Source organism: Pseudomonas sp. SC11 (assembly GCF_047039205.1).
GTDB lineage: Bacteria > Pseudomonadota > Gammaproteobacteria > Pseudomonadales > Pseudomonadaceae > Aquipseudomonas > Aquipseudomonas boreofloridensis.
In genome coordinates this window covers 1607974-1621504 of the sequence record NZ_CP178183.1, presented here as the reverse complement: position 1 = coordinate 1621504, position 13531 = coordinate 1607974, and the positions used below count along the sequence as shown (strand labels likewise).

The 13531-nt window shown below is 66.1% G+C and carries 15 protein-coding genes and 1 riboswitch; of the genes, 1 reads left to right on the top strand and 14 read right to left on the bottom strand.

Going from position 1 to position 13531, the window contains the following annotated elements:
• Positions 1-124 precede the first annotated feature (124 nt).
• The 11 genes from ACK2SD_RS07565 to cobO all read right to left on the bottom strand — a co-directional run bounded on the left by ACK2SD_RS07565 (position 125) and on the right by cobO (position 10187).
• Entirely contained in the window at positions 125-1312 is a 1188-nt protein-coding gene (locus tag ACK2SD_RS07565; RefSeq protein ID WP_412461791.1) for a glycoside hydrolase family 5 protein, read from the bottom strand.
• Positions 1313-1417: 105 nt separating this feature from the next.
• Complete coding sequence (locus ACK2SD_RS07560) at positions 1418-2152, bottom strand: adenosylcobinamide-GDP ribazoletransferase (RefSeq protein WP_412461790.1); 735 nt, start codon at positions 2150-2152, stop codon at positions 1418-1420.
• A complete protein-coding gene (gene cobC, locus ACK2SD_RS07555; RefSeq protein ID WP_412461789.1) occupies positions 2152-2721 on the bottom strand; it encodes an alpha-ribazole phosphatase family protein in 570 nt (189 codons plus the stop codon). Before cobC ends, ACK2SD_RS07560 begins: the two co-directional genes overlap by 1 nt.
• Complete coding sequence (gene cobT / locus ACK2SD_RS07550) at positions 2718-3773, bottom strand: nicotinate-nucleotide--dimethylbenzimidazole phosphoribosyltransferase (protein ID WP_412461788.1); 1056 nt, start codon at positions 3771-3773, stop codon at positions 2718-2720. Before cobT ends, cobC begins: the two co-directional genes overlap by 4 nt.
• Positions 3770-4291, bottom strand: coding sequence for a bifunctional adenosylcobinamide kinase/adenosylcobinamide-phosphate guanylyltransferase (cobU, locus tag ACK2SD_RS07545; protein ID WP_029611855.1), 522 nt, complete (start codon positions 4289-4291; stop codon positions 3770-3772). The genes cobT and cobU overlap by 4 nt, the downstream gene beginning before the upstream one ends.
• A gap of 1 nt (position 4292) precedes the next feature.
• Positions 4293-5747 carry a cobyric acid synthase gene (locus ACK2SD_RS07540; protein ID WP_412461787.1) on the bottom strand — a complete coding sequence of 485 codons (1455 nt, stop codon included), beginning with the start codon at positions 5745-5747 and terminating at the stop codon, positions 4293-4295.
• On the bottom strand, positions 5744-6736 hold the full coding sequence (gene cobD / locus ACK2SD_RS07535; RefSeq protein ID WP_412461786.1) for a threonine-phosphate decarboxylase CobD: 993 nt from the start codon (positions 6734-6736) through the stop codon (positions 5744-5746). The genes ACK2SD_RS07540 and cobD overlap by 4 nt, the downstream gene beginning before the upstream one ends.
• Positions 6729-7637, bottom strand: coding sequence for an adenosylcobinamide-phosphate synthase CbiB (gene cbiB / locus ACK2SD_RS07530; RefSeq protein ID WP_412461785.1), 909 nt, complete (start codon positions 7635-7637; stop codon positions 6729-6731). The genes cobD and cbiB overlap by 8 nt, the downstream gene beginning before the upstream one ends.
• Entirely contained in the window at positions 7634-8284 is a 651-nt protein-coding gene (bluB, locus tag ACK2SD_RS07525) for a 5,6-dimethylbenzimidazole synthase (protein ID WP_412461784.1), read from the bottom strand. The genes cbiB and bluB overlap by 4 nt, the downstream gene beginning before the upstream one ends.
• Entirely contained in the window at positions 8281-9579 is a 1299-nt protein-coding gene (locus ACK2SD_RS07520; RefSeq protein ID WP_240326870.1) for a cobyrinate a,c-diamide synthase, read from the bottom strand. Before ACK2SD_RS07520 ends, bluB begins: the two co-directional genes overlap by 4 nt.
• A complete protein-coding gene (gene cobO, locus ACK2SD_RS07515) occupies positions 9576-10187 on the bottom strand; it encodes a cob(I)yrinic acid a,c-diamide adenosyltransferase (RefSeq protein ID WP_029611860.1) in 612 nt (203 codons plus the stop codon). Before cobO ends, ACK2SD_RS07520 begins: the two co-directional genes overlap by 4 nt.
• Positions 10188-10333: 146 nt before the next feature.
• Positions 10334-10550: riboswitch (cobalamin riboswitch) on the bottom strand.
• Between the two features lie 138 nt (positions 10551-10688).
• On the opposite strand from cobO, the gene ACK2SD_RS07510 reads away from it, so the two are divergent.
• On the top strand, positions 10689-11267 hold the full coding sequence (locus tag ACK2SD_RS07510) for a hypothetical protein (RefSeq protein WP_029611861.1): 579 nt from the start codon (positions 10689-10691) through the stop codon (positions 11265-11267).
• Positions 11268-11304: 37 nt separating this feature from the next.
• Here ACK2SD_RS07510 and ACK2SD_RS07505 read toward each other — a convergent pair whose 3' ends face one another.
• From ACK2SD_RS07505 to hda, 3 genes are all read right to left on the bottom strand, one after another.
• Positions 11305-11844, bottom strand: a complete 540-nt coding sequence (locus ACK2SD_RS07505; RefSeq protein WP_304483537.1) for a C40 family peptidase — start codon at positions 11842-11844, stop codon at positions 11305-11307.
• 135 nt (positions 11845-11979) lie between these two features.
• On the bottom strand, positions 11980-12621 hold the full coding sequence (locus tag ACK2SD_RS07500; protein ID WP_039579442.1) for a C40 family peptidase: 642 nt from the start codon (positions 12619-12621) through the stop codon (positions 11980-11982).
• A gap of 121 nt (positions 12622-12742) precedes the next feature.
• Positions 12743-13447 (bottom strand): DnaA regulatory inactivator Hda, encoded by a 705-nt coding sequence (gene hda / locus ACK2SD_RS07495; RefSeq protein ID WP_029611863.1) that lies wholly within the window; start codon positions 13445-13447, stop codon positions 12743-12745.
• Between the last annotated feature and the right edge of the window lie 84 nt (positions 13448-13531).

The window sequence follows — 13531 nt, the reverse complement described above, 5'->3', positions numbered from 1 at the left end:
CCAGGTCTAGTGCCGATTCGTCGAGGTCGTCGTGCGCCGCGCTGTGCAGCCCAACGATACAACGTGAGCGCCCTGTATCAGCCTCAAGCGTTTATACCGACGGATCGGGGTGTGCAAGCGTTTTCTATTGAGGCCCTGGGCCCAGGCGCTGCAGGATCGGCTGGAACAATGGCCCAGGGTGTCGCGATAACGGGTCCGGCTTACCCTCCTCGACTGCCTGCCAGTAACGCCACGAAACTTTGTCCGTTCCCAGCTCGTAGTCCATTCCATCCCAGGCATCTTCGCGAAAGGCATAAAACGCCCAATGCAGGCGATAGCGATCGAGCGCCGCCAGCACGTCCTCCAGGTAAGCGCCACAGCCCGCCAAGCGGCGCATGCAGCCAAACTCGCCCACCACCAGTCGTGATACCGGCAACTCATGCTGCTGCGCCCAGCGTACGGGCTGCTGAAGGTAGTCGGCTACGCGGTGCTTGTCCCAGCGCTCGGTCCCCGCAGCGAAGGGTACGGTGCCGGGATACGCGTACGCACGATCGCCTGTGATACTCGGCGCGTACGTGGCCACGTAAGGTTCGTACATGTGCACGCTGTACAGCACCCGGCTATCTGCCAACGGCGTGGGCCAGTAGCCAAAAGCGTCGGCCGCCGCGTACCAGCCGGCGTCGACCATCACCGGGGTCTTGTCGTCCACGGTGCGGATAGCCTCCAAGAGCGTGGCCGACAACGCGGGCAGATCCCTGGCACTGCCTTGGACTTGGTCATACCAGCGCTGCATGTCAGCCAGCGCGGCATGCTCGGCCAGACCGCCGCGCTTTTCAGGGGCTGGTTCATTGACCAGATTGAATGCAGCCACCGCTGGATGATCCTTCAGCGCCTTGGCCAGATCGCGCCAAAAAGCGGCGGATTGCTCCCAGTAGCGCTTGTCCTGCCATAGACGATCGTCAAATTGGTTCTGGTTGTTCTGCGCCCAACGCATGCCCGGCAACGACAAGGGCGCGATGACCACTTTCAGGCCCGAGCGATGCGCACGATCCAGCACCGCCACCAAAGTCTGCAGATCGGCCTGAGCCAAACCCGCGTACTCATCGGCATCTCCCAGCAGGAAATCCCTTCCTGCGGGCTGCCACTTGTCATAGGACAATCGCACCCAGGACGCACCGTAGCCTTTCAGGGCGTCGAAATAGGCTTGATCCGGCGGCAGTCGATTGAAGCTGTTGGCGCCGTGGCGCGGTTCGTCCCAGAACGCAATCAGGTCGGCGGCCAACGCCGGAAGCGGGGTCAGGGCCAGCAAGCTGGCGAACAGTCGGTCACGCATGGCGGGTGTCCTGATGAGTCGAAGAGCACCGAGCCTAGCCTCGCTAATCATGGGAAGTATCTGCTATGCATGAAGGGCGATTCCGAACTGATGCCTCCAGACCGATCAGCCCGCCAGCGCCAAACCGACTACGACGACCACCTCGATCAACTCCAGCAGAGCCCCAGCGGTATCGCCCGTGGTGCCGCCCAGACGCCGGCACATCTGCCGACGCAGCCCGAGGAACACCAACAGCGCCAGCAGGGCCACCCCTATCGCCGTCCAGCCACCGAGCACTACACAGACGGCCACGCTTCCCGCTAGTACTCCGCGCGCCGCGCGCCTAGGCAGGTGTTCCGCCAAGGCCGCCCCCAGACCGCCGGCCCGCACATAAGGCGTGCACAGGAACAGCCCGAGCAAGGCCGTGCGCCCCAGGATCGGCGCCAGCATCAGCCAGGCACCCGCTCCCCGCTCGACCAGCACCCACAGGGCACAGAACTTGAGCAGCAGCACCAGCATCAGCGTGACCACAGCGATCGGCCCGCTGCGCGGATCCTTCATGATCTGCAAGGTGCGCTCGCGATCGCCGAAGCCGCCCAGCCAGGCGTCGGCGCTGTCGGCCAGACCATCGAGGTGCAGCGCGCCACTGAGCAGCACCCAGAGCGCTAGCAGCAAGGCAGCCTGCAGCGGCGCCGGCGTGCTGTGCAACAACGCGCTGGCCGCCCACAGCAACACGCCGAACAACGCCCCGACTGCAGGGTAGAACAGCAGCGAACGTCCCATCTGCCGCGGCTCAGGCATGCCCGCCAGCGTCACCGGCAGGCTGCTCAAAAACTGCAAGGCAATCCAGAACGGCAGCATCACGCCCGCTCCGTCCACTGGCCGTCGGCCGCCACGTCCAGACGCCGCAACGCTCCGTGCCCCACCTCGACCTGCAGCAGCTGCTCGCGTGGCAAGCCACGCGCGCGCGCCAACAACAGGCGCATGACGCCGCCATGGGTCACCAGCAGCACACGCTGACCCGCATATCGACGCACCAACTGCTCGACGCTGCGCTGCACGCGCTCGGCGAAATGGCTGACCGGCTCACCGCCGGGCGGGGTGCAGCCGTAGGGATCGGCCCAGAAACGCCCGAGCAGATCGGCTTCGGTCTGCATGATCTGCGCCGCGCTGCGCCCCTCCCACTCGCCGAAATGCAATTCGCGCACCCCCGCCTCCACCTGCACCGGCAGCGCCAGGCGCTCGCCCAGTTCCTCGGCGAAGCGTGCGCAGCGCTGCAAGGGCGAGCTGACCAGCACATCCCAGGGACCACCCTCGCTCACCGCTGCGCGCATCTGCGCCCAGCCCTGGGCGGTCAGGGCATCGTCCAGGCTGCCACGCAGCCCACCACCGCATTCGGTTTCGCCATGGCGCAGCAGGTCGAGGATCATGCCGGGCGATCCGCTACGGCCGCTTCGGCGAAAGTCGCCATCTGCCCGTGCAGCGCGCATGCCAGGCGCATCAGCGGCACCGCCAGCGCCGCACCGCTGCCTTCACCCAAGCGCAGACCCAGGGCCAGCAGCGGCTGGGCCTGCAGTGCTTCGAGCACGGCGCGGTGGCCTGGCTCCGCGCCCTGGTGGGCGAACAGCAGCCATGGCTGGCATTGCGGGTTGAGGCGCACGGCCAGCAGCGCGGCGACACTGCAGATGAAGCCGTCCACCAGCACCGCCACGCCCTGCTGGGCACAGGCCAGATAGGCCCCAGTCAATGCCGCGATCTCGAAGCCGCCGACGCAGGCCAAGACACGCAACGGCTCATCACCAGACAGCGCATGCAGCGCCAGCGCGCGCTGGATCACCTCGGCTTTGTGTTGCACGCCTGCGCTGTCCAAGCCTGTACCCGGCCCGCTCAACAGGTTGGCCGCGCAGCCCAGCAAGGCGCTGGCCACGGCTGCCGCGGCCGTGGTGTTGCCGATGCCCATCTCGCCACCGATGAACAACTGAGCGCCCTGCTTGGCAGCGCGCAGGGCGCTGTCGTGGCCAGCGCCTAATGCCGCCTGCAATTGCGCCTCGCTCATCGCCGGCTGGCGGGCGAAGTTGGCCGTGCCAGCGCCCAAGCGCAGGTGATGCACGCCCGGTAGGTGCAGGGTGGGATCGACAGTGCCCAGGTCGATCACCTCCAACGTCGCGCGCAGTTCGCGCGCCAGTACGCTGATCGCCGCGCCTCCACCGACGAAGTTTCGCAGCATCTGCCCGGTCACGGCCTGGGGATAGGCGGAGATGCCCTCCTCCACCACACCATGGTCACCGGCGAAGAGGCTGATTGCCACGTGTTCCAGGCTCGGCCGCTCGCAGCCTTGCAGACCGGCCAGGGTGACCGCCAAGGTTTCCAGTTGGCCCAGCGAGCCGGCCGGCTTGGTCAATTGCTGCTGACGGGCGCGCGCCTGCTCCATGGCGTCAGAGTCGAGGAGATGGCAGGCATCGAGCCACCAGGAGGAAGTCATAGAGCAGGTCCTTTAAGCGTGAGAGGAAGGCCAGCGACCGTGAGCACGACACGCTCGCAGCGCTCGGCCACGGCCTGGTGCAGCCAGCCGGCCAGGTCGACGTAACGACGAGTCAGCTCGCCCATGGGCACTACGCCCAGGCCGCTTTCGTTGCTGACCAGAATCAACGTGCCCGGCAGACTGGCAAGGCCATCGAGCAGGGCGTCACGCTCCTGAGCCAGGCGCTGGGCATCGTCGAGCATCAGCAGATTGGTTAGCCACAGGGTCAGGCAGTCCACCAGCAGACAGCGCCCTTCGGCGGCCTCGGCGCGCAACACCTGCGCCAGCGCCAGAGGCTCCTCGATCAGCCCCCAGTCGGCCGGGCGACGCTCGCGGTGCAGGCGCACGCGCTCGTTCATCTCGCCGTCCAGCGGCTCGCTGGTGGCGATGTAGGTGACCGGCAGGCCGCTGGCCACGGCCAGTTGTTCGGCCAGGCGACTCTTGCCCGAGCGGGCACCGCCGAGAATCAGGTTACGCATGTCAGGCGACTCCACACAGTGCACGCAGATGCGCAGTATCCAAATGCTGTTCGACCAGGTCGGCCAAACGCTCGATGTCGCGCTCGCGCAGGGCGTGGTAGTCGACGCGCTCGACCGCCTCGAGCCCGGCCCAGCGCAGCAACGCCGCGCACGAATCGCTGCCCTCGAACAAGCCATGCAGGTAGGTGGCCAGGATCTGCCCGTCGGCACTCAGGGCACCGTCGGCGCGACCATCGGCCAGCCGTAGTGCAGGCCGCTCCAGCGCCGGGCCCTGGGTGACGCCAGCATGGATCTCGTAGCCGCTCACCGCCGCCTGTTCCAGGCTCAGCACGCCGCTGACGTTGCGCAACTGCTTGTCGGCTTCCAGCACCGTCGCGTAGTCGAACAGCCCCAGGCCCTCGCTGCTCCCGGCCGGACCTTCCAGGCCCAGCGGATCGTGCACGTGCCGGCCGAGCATCTGCAAGCCGCCACAGATGCCGATCAGCTTGCCGCCGTAGCGCAGATGACGGGCGATGGCGCGCTCCCAACCACGCGCACGCAACTGGGCGAGGTCGCCACGTACGCTCTTGGAGCCGGGCAGGATGATCAGGTCGGCCGGCGGAATCGGTTGGCCGGGACCGATGAACTGCACGTCCACCTGCGGGTGCAGGCGCAACGGGTCGAAGTCGGTGTGATTGCTGATGCGCGGCAGCACCGGCACGATCACCTTGAGCAGCCGATCGCCCTTGGTCGACTGGCGTCGATCGATGCCGTCCTCGGCTTCCAAGTGCAGGTCGGTGACGTAGGGCAACACCCCCAGTACCGGCTTGCCGGTGCGCTGCTCCAACCAGTCCAGCCCCGGCTGCAACAAGGCGATGTCACCGCGAAAGCGGTTGATGACGAACCCCTTCACCCGCGCCTGCTCGCTCGGAGAAAGCAGTTCCAAGGTGCCGACCAAATGGGCGAAGACCCCGCCGCGGTTGATGTCGGCGACCAGAATCACCGGGCAGTCCACCGCCTCGGCGAAGCCCATGTTGGCGATGTCGCCGGCCCGCAGGTTGATCTCGGCCGGCGAGCCGGCACCTTCGACCATTACCACGGGATAGGCCGCACTCAGGCGTTGGTGCGAAGCCAGTACCGCTTGCAGGGCGATGGCTTTGTAGTCGTGGTAGGCGACCGCGTTCATGCTGGTCACCGCGCGGCCATGGACGATCACCTGCGCGCCGGTATCGCTGTTGGGCTTGAGCAGCACCGGGTTCATGTCGGTGTGCGGCGCCAGGTTGCAGGCCTGGGCTTGCACGGCCTGGGCCCGGCCGATCTCACCACCGTCGGCGGTCACGGCGCTGTTGAGAGCCATGTTCTGTGGCTTGAAGGGCACCACGGCGACGCCCTGGCGCAGCAGCCAGCGGCACAGCGCGGTGACCAAGGTGCTCTTGCCAGCATCGGAAGTGGTGCCTTGCACCATGAGGGTCGTCATGCCGATTCCTTGTGATAAGCCTGCAAGGCCTGACGCAGGCGCTGTTCGTCCGCCGCATCGCCAGGCAAGCCGAAGCGCAGCGCCGAGGGCGTCTCGAACAGGCGCACGAGAATACCGCGACGGGCGAGAAAGTCCTGCAACTGCGCGGCGCATGGATGGCGCAGGTACTGGAACAGGTCGCAACCGCCGCTGACCGGCAACGCGCAGCCCTCGAGCAGCGTGGCGAGTCGCGCGCTGGCCTGAGCACAGCGCTCGATCTGCGCCCGCTGCTGCTCGACGTCGTCCAGGCAGGCCTGGCCGACGATACGGGCCGGGCCACTGACCGTCCAAGGCCCCAACGCGTGGGCCAGTGCTTGCAGCAGCGGTGCTTCGGCCATCACGAAACCCAGCCGTACACCGGCCAGGCCGAAGAATTTGCCGAACGAGCGCAACACGATCAGCCCGGCGCGCCCGGCCTGATCGACCACGCTGTGGGTCGGTGTGTTGTCCATGAACGCTTCGTCCACCACCAGCCAACCGCCGCGCCGGGCCAGACGCGCATGCCAGTCGAGCAACTGCTCGCGCGACACACAGCGTCCGGTGGGGTTGTTGGGGTTGACCAGCACCAGCACATCGAGGCTGTCCAGGGCGTCCTCGACCTGGGTTTCGTCGAGCTCCAGCAGGCGATGTCCGGCCTGGCGCCAAGCCTGTGGATGCTCGGCGTAACAGGGCCAGAGCACGCCGACCCGACCTCGCGGGCGCAGTTGCGGCAGCGCCTGGATCGCTGCCTGCGAACCGGCCACGGCAAGCAGTTGCGCCACGCCGTAGTAGCTGCGCGCCGCCTGCTCCAAGCCGTCCTCGACTTCGGGCAGCCGCGCCCAGGCCTGCGCCGGTACGTCAGGAACGGGGAATGACCATGGCGCGATGCCGCTGGACAGGTCGAGCCAGTCCTGACGCGCAATGCCGTATTCGCGCACCGCGCGCAACAAACGTCCACCGTGTTCAAGCATACAGCCAGGCTCCCAGGCAGATCACCAGCAACCACAGCCAGACACCGCGCTGCACCAAGCTCCAGCCACGCTCGATGGCGTCGGCGTCGGCCGCCAGCCCTTCACCCAGCCGCGCACGGTCGTGCAGCTCGCCGTGATACACCGCCGGGCCACCCAGCTCGACACCCAGGGCGCCGGCGCCGGCGGCCATCACCGGGCCAGCATTGGGGCTGTCCCAGTGCGGCGCCTGGTTGCGCCAGCAGCCCAGCGCCAGACGGGTCTTGCCCAGCAGCACGTAGGTCAGCGCCACCAAACGAGCGGGCACATAGTTCAGGGCATCGTCGATGCGCGCCGCCGCCCAGCCGAAGCGCTCGAAGCGCGCCGTGCGGTAGCCCCACATGGCATCCAGGGTATTGCTCAGGCGATACAGCACCACACCGGGCGCACCGGCCACGACGAACCAGAACAGCGCGGCGAACACCGCGTCACTGCCATTCTCCAGCACCGATTCGGTGGCGGCCCGGGCCACGGCGGGAGCATCCAGCTCGGCGGTTTCCCGGCTGACCAGGTAGCCCACGCGCCGCCGCGCTTCGTCCAGGTCACCCTGGCGCAGGGCCTGGGCCACTGGCAGCACGTGCTCGCCCAGGCTGCGCATGCCCAGCGCGCAGTACAATGCCAAGGCTTCCACCAGCCAGCCGATAAACGGCAGCCAGGACAGGATCAGCGCCACCAGGGTCAGCGGCACCACCGCCAGGAACCAGGCGCTGACGCCGTGGCTGCGCCACCCCCGTCCGCCGGCGTTCAGGCGCTGCTCCAAACGGGCGGCGAAGTTGCCGAAGGCCACCAATGGATGGCGTCGCTGCGGCTCGCCCAGCAGCGCGTCCAGCGCGACGCCCGCCACGGTCAGCAAGGCGATGCTCATGCCGGCGTCCCCCACTGGTTCTCGTAGAGCATCTCGCTCAAGGGGCGTTCGCGGGCCCAGTCCTTCAGCACCAGCATCGGCGCCTCGTAGAACTGCGCCACCGGGCCCAGGCACAGCACGGCCACCGGCTGGGCACCGGCCGGCATGCCCAGCAGTTCGGCCAGCGCCTGCGGGTCGAACAGCGACACCCAGCCCATGCCCAGCCCCTCGGCGCGGGCAGCCAGCCACAGGTTCTGGATGGCGCAGGCGATCGAGGCCAAGTCCATTTCCGGCAGCGTGCGACGGCCAAAGATGTGCGGCTCACGCTGATCCATCAAGGCCGCGACCAGCACTTCAGCGCACTCGCCGATACCCTCGACCTTGAGTTTCATGAAGTCGTCGGAGCGCTCACCCAGCGCCTCTGCGGTGAGCACTCGCTCCTGCTCCACCAGTGCCTGGATGCGCGCACGCAGCGTGGGCTGGCTAATGCGGATGAAACGCCACGGCTGCATCAGACCGACACTGGGTGCCTGATGCGCGGCCGCCAGCAGCCGGGCGAGCAGCGTCGGCGCCACCTCGCCGCCGATGAAGTGACGCATGTCGCGACGCTCGCCAATGACGCGATAGACCGCCGCGCGCTCGGCCGCACTGAAGGCATGTGGGTTCATGGTCGCAACAGCGCCGCCGCCGCCTCTGGATTGGAAGGGAAATAGAAGTGCACGTAAGAGGCCGTCAGCCGGCCCTGTCGATAGACTGCTTCGTTACCGCGTCCGCCGTTGGGACTCTGGCCCCGGGCGATGGGAACCAGGTCGGTGCTGGTCAGCGAGTGATGGTAGGTGTGGCCACGCAGCGCACCCTCGGGCAACTCGACCGTCTGCAGCGCCAGTGCGGCCAGACGCTTCTGCATGACCGCTTCGCCGGGCAGCAGACCGAGCAGCTCGGCGCGCTCGCCGGACACGTCGGTCAAGGTCTCGAGTAGATAAAGCATGCCACCACATTCGGCGAGCAACGGCTTGCCCTGCGCATGATGGGCACGGATCGCCTGGCACATCGGCGTGTTGGCCGCCAGGGCAAGGTGATGGAGCTCGGGGTAACCACCCGGCAGATACAGACTGTCGACCATCGGCAACTGGCTATCATGCAGCGGCGAAAAGAACACCAGTTCGGCGCCCTGGTCGCGCAGTAAATCGAGGTTGGCGCCATAGAGGAAGGCGAAAGCCTCGTCGCGGGCCACGCCGATGCGCACGCCGGCCAGGCTGGCCTGCCGCCGCTGGGCCGGCGGTTCGACGAAACTCACCGGTGGCGGCAGAGCTGCATCGCAACTGGCGCCCAGCGCCTCGGCAGCGGCATCCAGGCGTGCGTCCAGGTCGTTCAGCTCGCTGGCCTGGACCAGCCCCAGATGACGGCTGGGCAGCTCGATGCCGCGCTCGCGGGAAAGCCCACCGTACCAACGAAGGCCTTCGGTCAGGCTGCCTTCGAGCAGTTGCGCGTGGCGCAGGCTGCCTACGCGGTTGGCCAACACGCCGGCAAACGGCAGGTCGGGCTGATAGCGCGCCAGACCCAAGGCCAGGGCGCCAAAGGTCTGGGCCATGGCAGTGCCGTCGATCACCGCCAGCACCGGCACGCCGAAATGCCGCGCCAGATCGGCGCTCGAGGGCGTGCCGTCGAACAGGCCCATCACACCTTCGATCAGGATCAGGTCGGCATCGGCAGCCGCCTCCCACAACAGGCGACGGCTTTCGGCCTCGCCGATCATCCACATGTCCAACTGGTACACCGGCGCGCCGCTGGCCCGCTCGTGGATCATAGGATCAAGAAAGTCAGGCCCGCACTTGAACACTCGCACCCGGCGTCCAAGGTTGCGATGCAGACGCGCCAGGGCGGCGGTGACGGTGGTCTTGCCCTGGCCGGAGGCAGGGGCTGCGATCAGCACCGCCGGGCATTGCCGAGTGCCTGAGGTCACAGCTCGACGCCCTTTTGCGCGCGAATTCCTGCCTGGAAGGCGTGCTTGAGCATACCCATCTCGGTGACGGTATCGGCCAGTTCGATCATTTCCGGCTTGGCGCCGCGGCCGGTGACGATGACATGCTGCATCGGTGGCCGTGCCTGAATATCGGACAGGACCTGATCCAGCTCCAGATAGCCGTGCTTGAGGGCGATGTTGAGTTCATCGAGCACCACGAACTGCACGCCAGGGTCTTGCAGCAGCGCGCGTGACACCTCCCAAGCGGCTTCGGCGGCAGCGATGTCACGCTGACGGTCCTGGGTTTCCCAAGTGAAGCCCTCACCCATCACGTGATAACGCACCTGCTCGGGGAACCGCCGGAAGAACAGCTCTTCGCCGGTGCTGTTACGGCCCTTGATGAACTGCACCACACCGCACTGCATGCCGTGGCCCATGGCGCGGGCGAGCATACCGAACGCCGAGCTGCTCTTGCCCTTGCCGTTGCCGGTGAGCACCAACAGCAAGCCGCATTCGTTGGGGGAGTTGGCGATGCGTTCGTCGATCACCGCCTTCTTGCGCTGCATGCGCGCCAGGTGGCGTTCGTCGCGTTCGGGGGATTCGCTCATGTGGGTACTCCGCAAGCTGTCGACGCGCCGGTCGGGCACTCGCGGGTGGGCACCAGGCAGCGACAGGTAATCAAGGCAGGCAGGCGCAGACGGGAGCACGCAATGGCCGCGGACAGACCACGGGACCGCGCGCATCACCCTCCGTGATGCCGTTGGCAGTGACAGGCCGGTCTCCGGGCTCGTGAGTTGGGCTCTGGCCCGAAACCGCGCGCCTTCCCGGACTCTGCCCAGTGGCCATGCGCGGCCTTGACTCACCTACCGTTGCGGGGGCAGCGCCGGATTCGCGCCCTGCGGCGCCCACCGGCTTCCCAGTTTCACTCTGCCGGAGGCTGTCCGCAGAGCACCTGAAACACGCGGCGAAGGTTAGAGGGTTGCACCGGGAGCGTCAATTGAACACGGATGACGAACGAGTCTTCAGGGCGCTTGTCTCAAGGATAAGACAGTGATATCACATAGCCATCAATCAGCTGAACGCGATCATAAATAAAAGGAGAACGCGTCATGCAAGGCTTGATCATCCACAACCCACACCTGGAGTTCCTGCGACCGGTATTCGAGCGCTGGGTCGAATGCATCGACCGCTTCAATCAGATCCACGGTGAAAGCGACGCCCCCTACTGGCATGGCGCCCAGGCCAATGCCGGACTGCTGGCCGCTGCCGCCTGGCAGGCCGAGCGTGTCGCGCTGCAGCAGTATCAGGGCAAGAAACAACGTGACGAAGGTGACCGCGAGGGACGTTGCGACCTGTGCATCGCCGATGCCGAACAATCCCTGCATTTGATTACCGCGCAGCGTTGGCCAAAGATCGCCCGACTGGACCTCGCCACCGCCTTGCAAGAAACCGCCGCACTGGCGCGCCTGTCGGTCTACCCCAGCCAGTTCAAGGCGGGGGCGCTGTTCGTCAGTCCGTGGAAGGCCGGCCAGCATGCCAGCCCGGAAGAGTTGCAGGACATGGTCGACGACCTGAGCAAGCACACGGCCTGCGCCATCGCCTGGTACTTCCCTTACGCTTATCGCAAGCTGCACAACGAGGCAGGGCAGTATCACCCAGGTGTGGCGGTGTTGATCAAGCAGGCGTGAAGCATTAGGGGCCGGTCAGCGGCCCCACGTCCGCCCGCTAGGGATTCTGTGCCAGATGGCCCGAGGGATTGAGCACTCGTTTGGCCTGCAGGTAGGCCCTGGACCAGTAGCTGTTGGACAGGTAGTCCAGGCGCACGGTGCCACCGCTGGACGGCGCATGCACGAACCGCCCCTCGCCCACATAGATGCCGGCATGGCTCACCCGGGAACCGCCCGCGGTGGCGAAGAACACCAGATCTCCCGACTGCAGCGCGTTGATGTTCACCGTCGGCGCGCGCATGACGATCATCTCGCGGGTCGAACGCGGCAGGCTGATGTTTGCCGCATCGCGATACACATAGCCGATCAGACCACTGCAATCGAAGCCCGAGTCCGGGGTATTGCCGCCCCAGCGGTAGGGTGTGCCCACCAGGCCGATGGCACGGATCAGCACATCGTCGGCCACAGGCGAAGAGGACGGTTGATCGACGAAGACCACCGGCGGCTTGACGGCGGGTGGCGGAGTGGGAGCACGGCTGGAACAGGCGGCGAGCAGAGCCACCATCGAGAGAAATGCGAAGCGCGTCATGATCGCCATGGGTCAGAACCTGTCTGAAACCGATCGGCCGCAGCCGATGAAAGAGTTGAGAATTTAGATTAGACGCTATTCGTAAATGCGCACGGCGACTCGCTTTTCAGCCAGTCGCCGTGTTGAGAGTACAGCAAAGTGCTATTAGTTTCGTGACAACGTGGTGGTCGGTGCCATGGCCAAGGCGCGCTTGGCTTCGAGGAAGGTCTTGCTCCAGTAGCGATCACCGAGGCTGTCGATGCGCACGCCACCGCTGCGGCGGCTGCTGGAGTGGATGAACTGGTTGTCGCCCAGGTAGATGCCGGCGTGGCTGACACGGCCACGGCCATTGGTGCTGAAGAACAGCAGGTCGCCTGGCTTGAGCTTGTTGCGCGCCACTTTGGGGGCGTCAACGTTGATCATCTCGCGGGTGGAGCGCGGCAGGTTCATGCCCGCCTCTTCGCGGAACAGGTAGCCGATGAAGCCGCTGCAGTCGAAACCGGACTGCTCCGAAGTGCCACCGAAGCGATAGCGGGTGCCGATCAGCGCCATGCCACGCTCGAGAATGCTGTCAGCCAGCACCGGGAGCTCGTAGGGTTTGCTATTGCGGGAAAAGGCCTGGAGGTCTTCTTCGGTGGCCAGGTCTTCCTCGTCGAACACCGACGAGTGCGAAGCCTTGGCTTTGGCCGCGCTCTGCGCGGTCACCGAGGGGCGATCCTGGGGCTGGGAAACTGGCCCTTGGGCCGCGCAGCCAAAAAGCAGGGTCACGAGTGCGAGGGGCACGAGGGGTGCGAAGCGCTTCAGCATGGGCACGACCGTGTCTGGGATCCGTTGGAAGGGGGAAACTATGCCTTCTATCGGAATCATTTGCAAATTTTATCGAAGAATATGTGACTTCTGTGTTCTAAGGCGTCGGCGACCTCCAGAACTACCAGCCAAGCGTCTCTTTAAGGAAGGGGATGGTCAGCTTGCGCTGGGCCTGCAAGGAGGCCTGATCGAGACGTTCGAGCAGATCGAACAACGCACTCATGCTGCGCGTGCCACGGGTCAGAATGAAGTGTCCGACTTCGTCGGTCAGGTGCAGACCGCGGCGCGAGGCACGCAATTGCAAAGCGCGCAGCTTGTCTTCGTCGGACAAGGCGCGCATCTGGAACACCAGCGCCAAGGTGAGTCTCGATTTGAGATCGGGCAGTTTGATCGGCAGCTCGCGCGGCGAACTGGAGGCCGCCAGCAACAGGCGCCTGCCGCTGTCGCGCAGGCGATTGAACAGGTGGAACATCGCCTCTTCCCAATCGGCCTTGCCGGCGATCACATGCAGGTCGTCGATGCACACCAACTCGTACTGTTCCAGGTGATCGAGCAACTCCACGCCACGCTCGAGCAATTGCGCCAGCGGCAGGTACACCGCCGGCTCGCCGAGTTGCTGGAAGCGGTGAGTGGCAGCCTGCAAAAGGTGCGTGCGCCCTGCCCCCTGCTTGCCCCACAAATAGATGAGACTCTCGGTCCAGCCGGCGTCCGCTTCGCACAGCCGCTCGACATAGCCCAATGCTGCGGCATTGGCGCCCGGATAATAGTTGATGAAGGTGGCGTCATCGCGCAGGCGCACACCCAGGGGCAACTGGATCGGTTTCATGCTGGCTGGCGGTCGCGAGGACCAAAGGGGACCTTTGGTGAAAGTGTGCAAAGTCTATACCTGGCGGACGGGCGGCACAATCGG

Coding starts and splice junctions, on each gene's coding strand:
- ACK2SD_RS07565 (WP_412461791.1), bottom strand. CDS start 1,312: ATGCGTGACCGACTGTTCGCCAGCTTGCTGGCCCTGACCCCGCTTCCG.
- ACK2SD_RS07560 (WP_412461790.1), bottom strand. CDS start 2,152: ATGCTGCCGTTCTGGATTGCCTTGCAGTTTTTGAGCAGCCTGCCGGTG.
- cobC (WP_412461789.1), bottom strand. CDS start 2,721: ATGATCCTCGACCTGCTGCGCCATGGCGAAACCGAATGCGGTGGTGGG.
- cobT (WP_412461788.1), bottom strand. CDS start 3,773: ATGACTTCCTCCTGGTGGCTCGATGCCTGCCATCTCCTCGACTCTGAC.
- cobU (WP_029611855.1), bottom strand. CDS start 4,291: ATGCGTAACCTGATTCTCGGCGGTGCCCGCTCGGGCAAGAGTCGCCTG.
- ACK2SD_RS07540 (WP_412461787.1), bottom strand. CDS start 5,747: ATGACGACCCTCATGGTGCAAGGCACCACTTCCGATGCTGGCAAGAGC.
- cobD (WP_412461786.1), bottom strand. CDS start 6,736: ATGCTTGAACACGGTGGACGTTTGTTGCGCGCGGTGCGCGAATACGGC.
- cbiB (WP_412461785.1), bottom strand. CDS start 7,637: ATGAGCATCGCCTTGCTGACCGTGGCGGGCGTCGCGCTGGACGCGCTG.
- bluB (WP_412461784.1), bottom strand. CDS start 8,284: ATGAACCCACATGCCTTCAGTGCGGCCGAGCGCGCGGCGGTCTATCGC.
- cobO (WP_029611860.1), bottom strand. CDS start 10,187: ATGAGCGAATCCCCCGAACGCGACGAACGCCACCTGGCGCGCATGCAG.
- ACK2SD_RS07510 (WP_029611861.1), top strand. CDS start 10,689: ATGCAAGGCTTGATCATCCACAACCCACACCTGGAGTTCCTGCGACCG.
- ACK2SD_RS07505 (WP_304483537.1), bottom strand. CDS start 11,844: ATGGCGATCATGACGCGCTTCGCATTTCTCTCGATGGTGGCTCTGCTC.
- ACK2SD_RS07500 (WP_039579442.1), bottom strand. CDS start 12,621: ATGCTGAAGCGCTTCGCACCCCTCGTGCCCCTCGCACTCGTGACCCTG.
- hda (WP_029611863.1), bottom strand. CDS start 13,447: ATGAAACCGATCCAGTTGCCCCTGGGTGTGCGCCTGCGCGATGACGCC.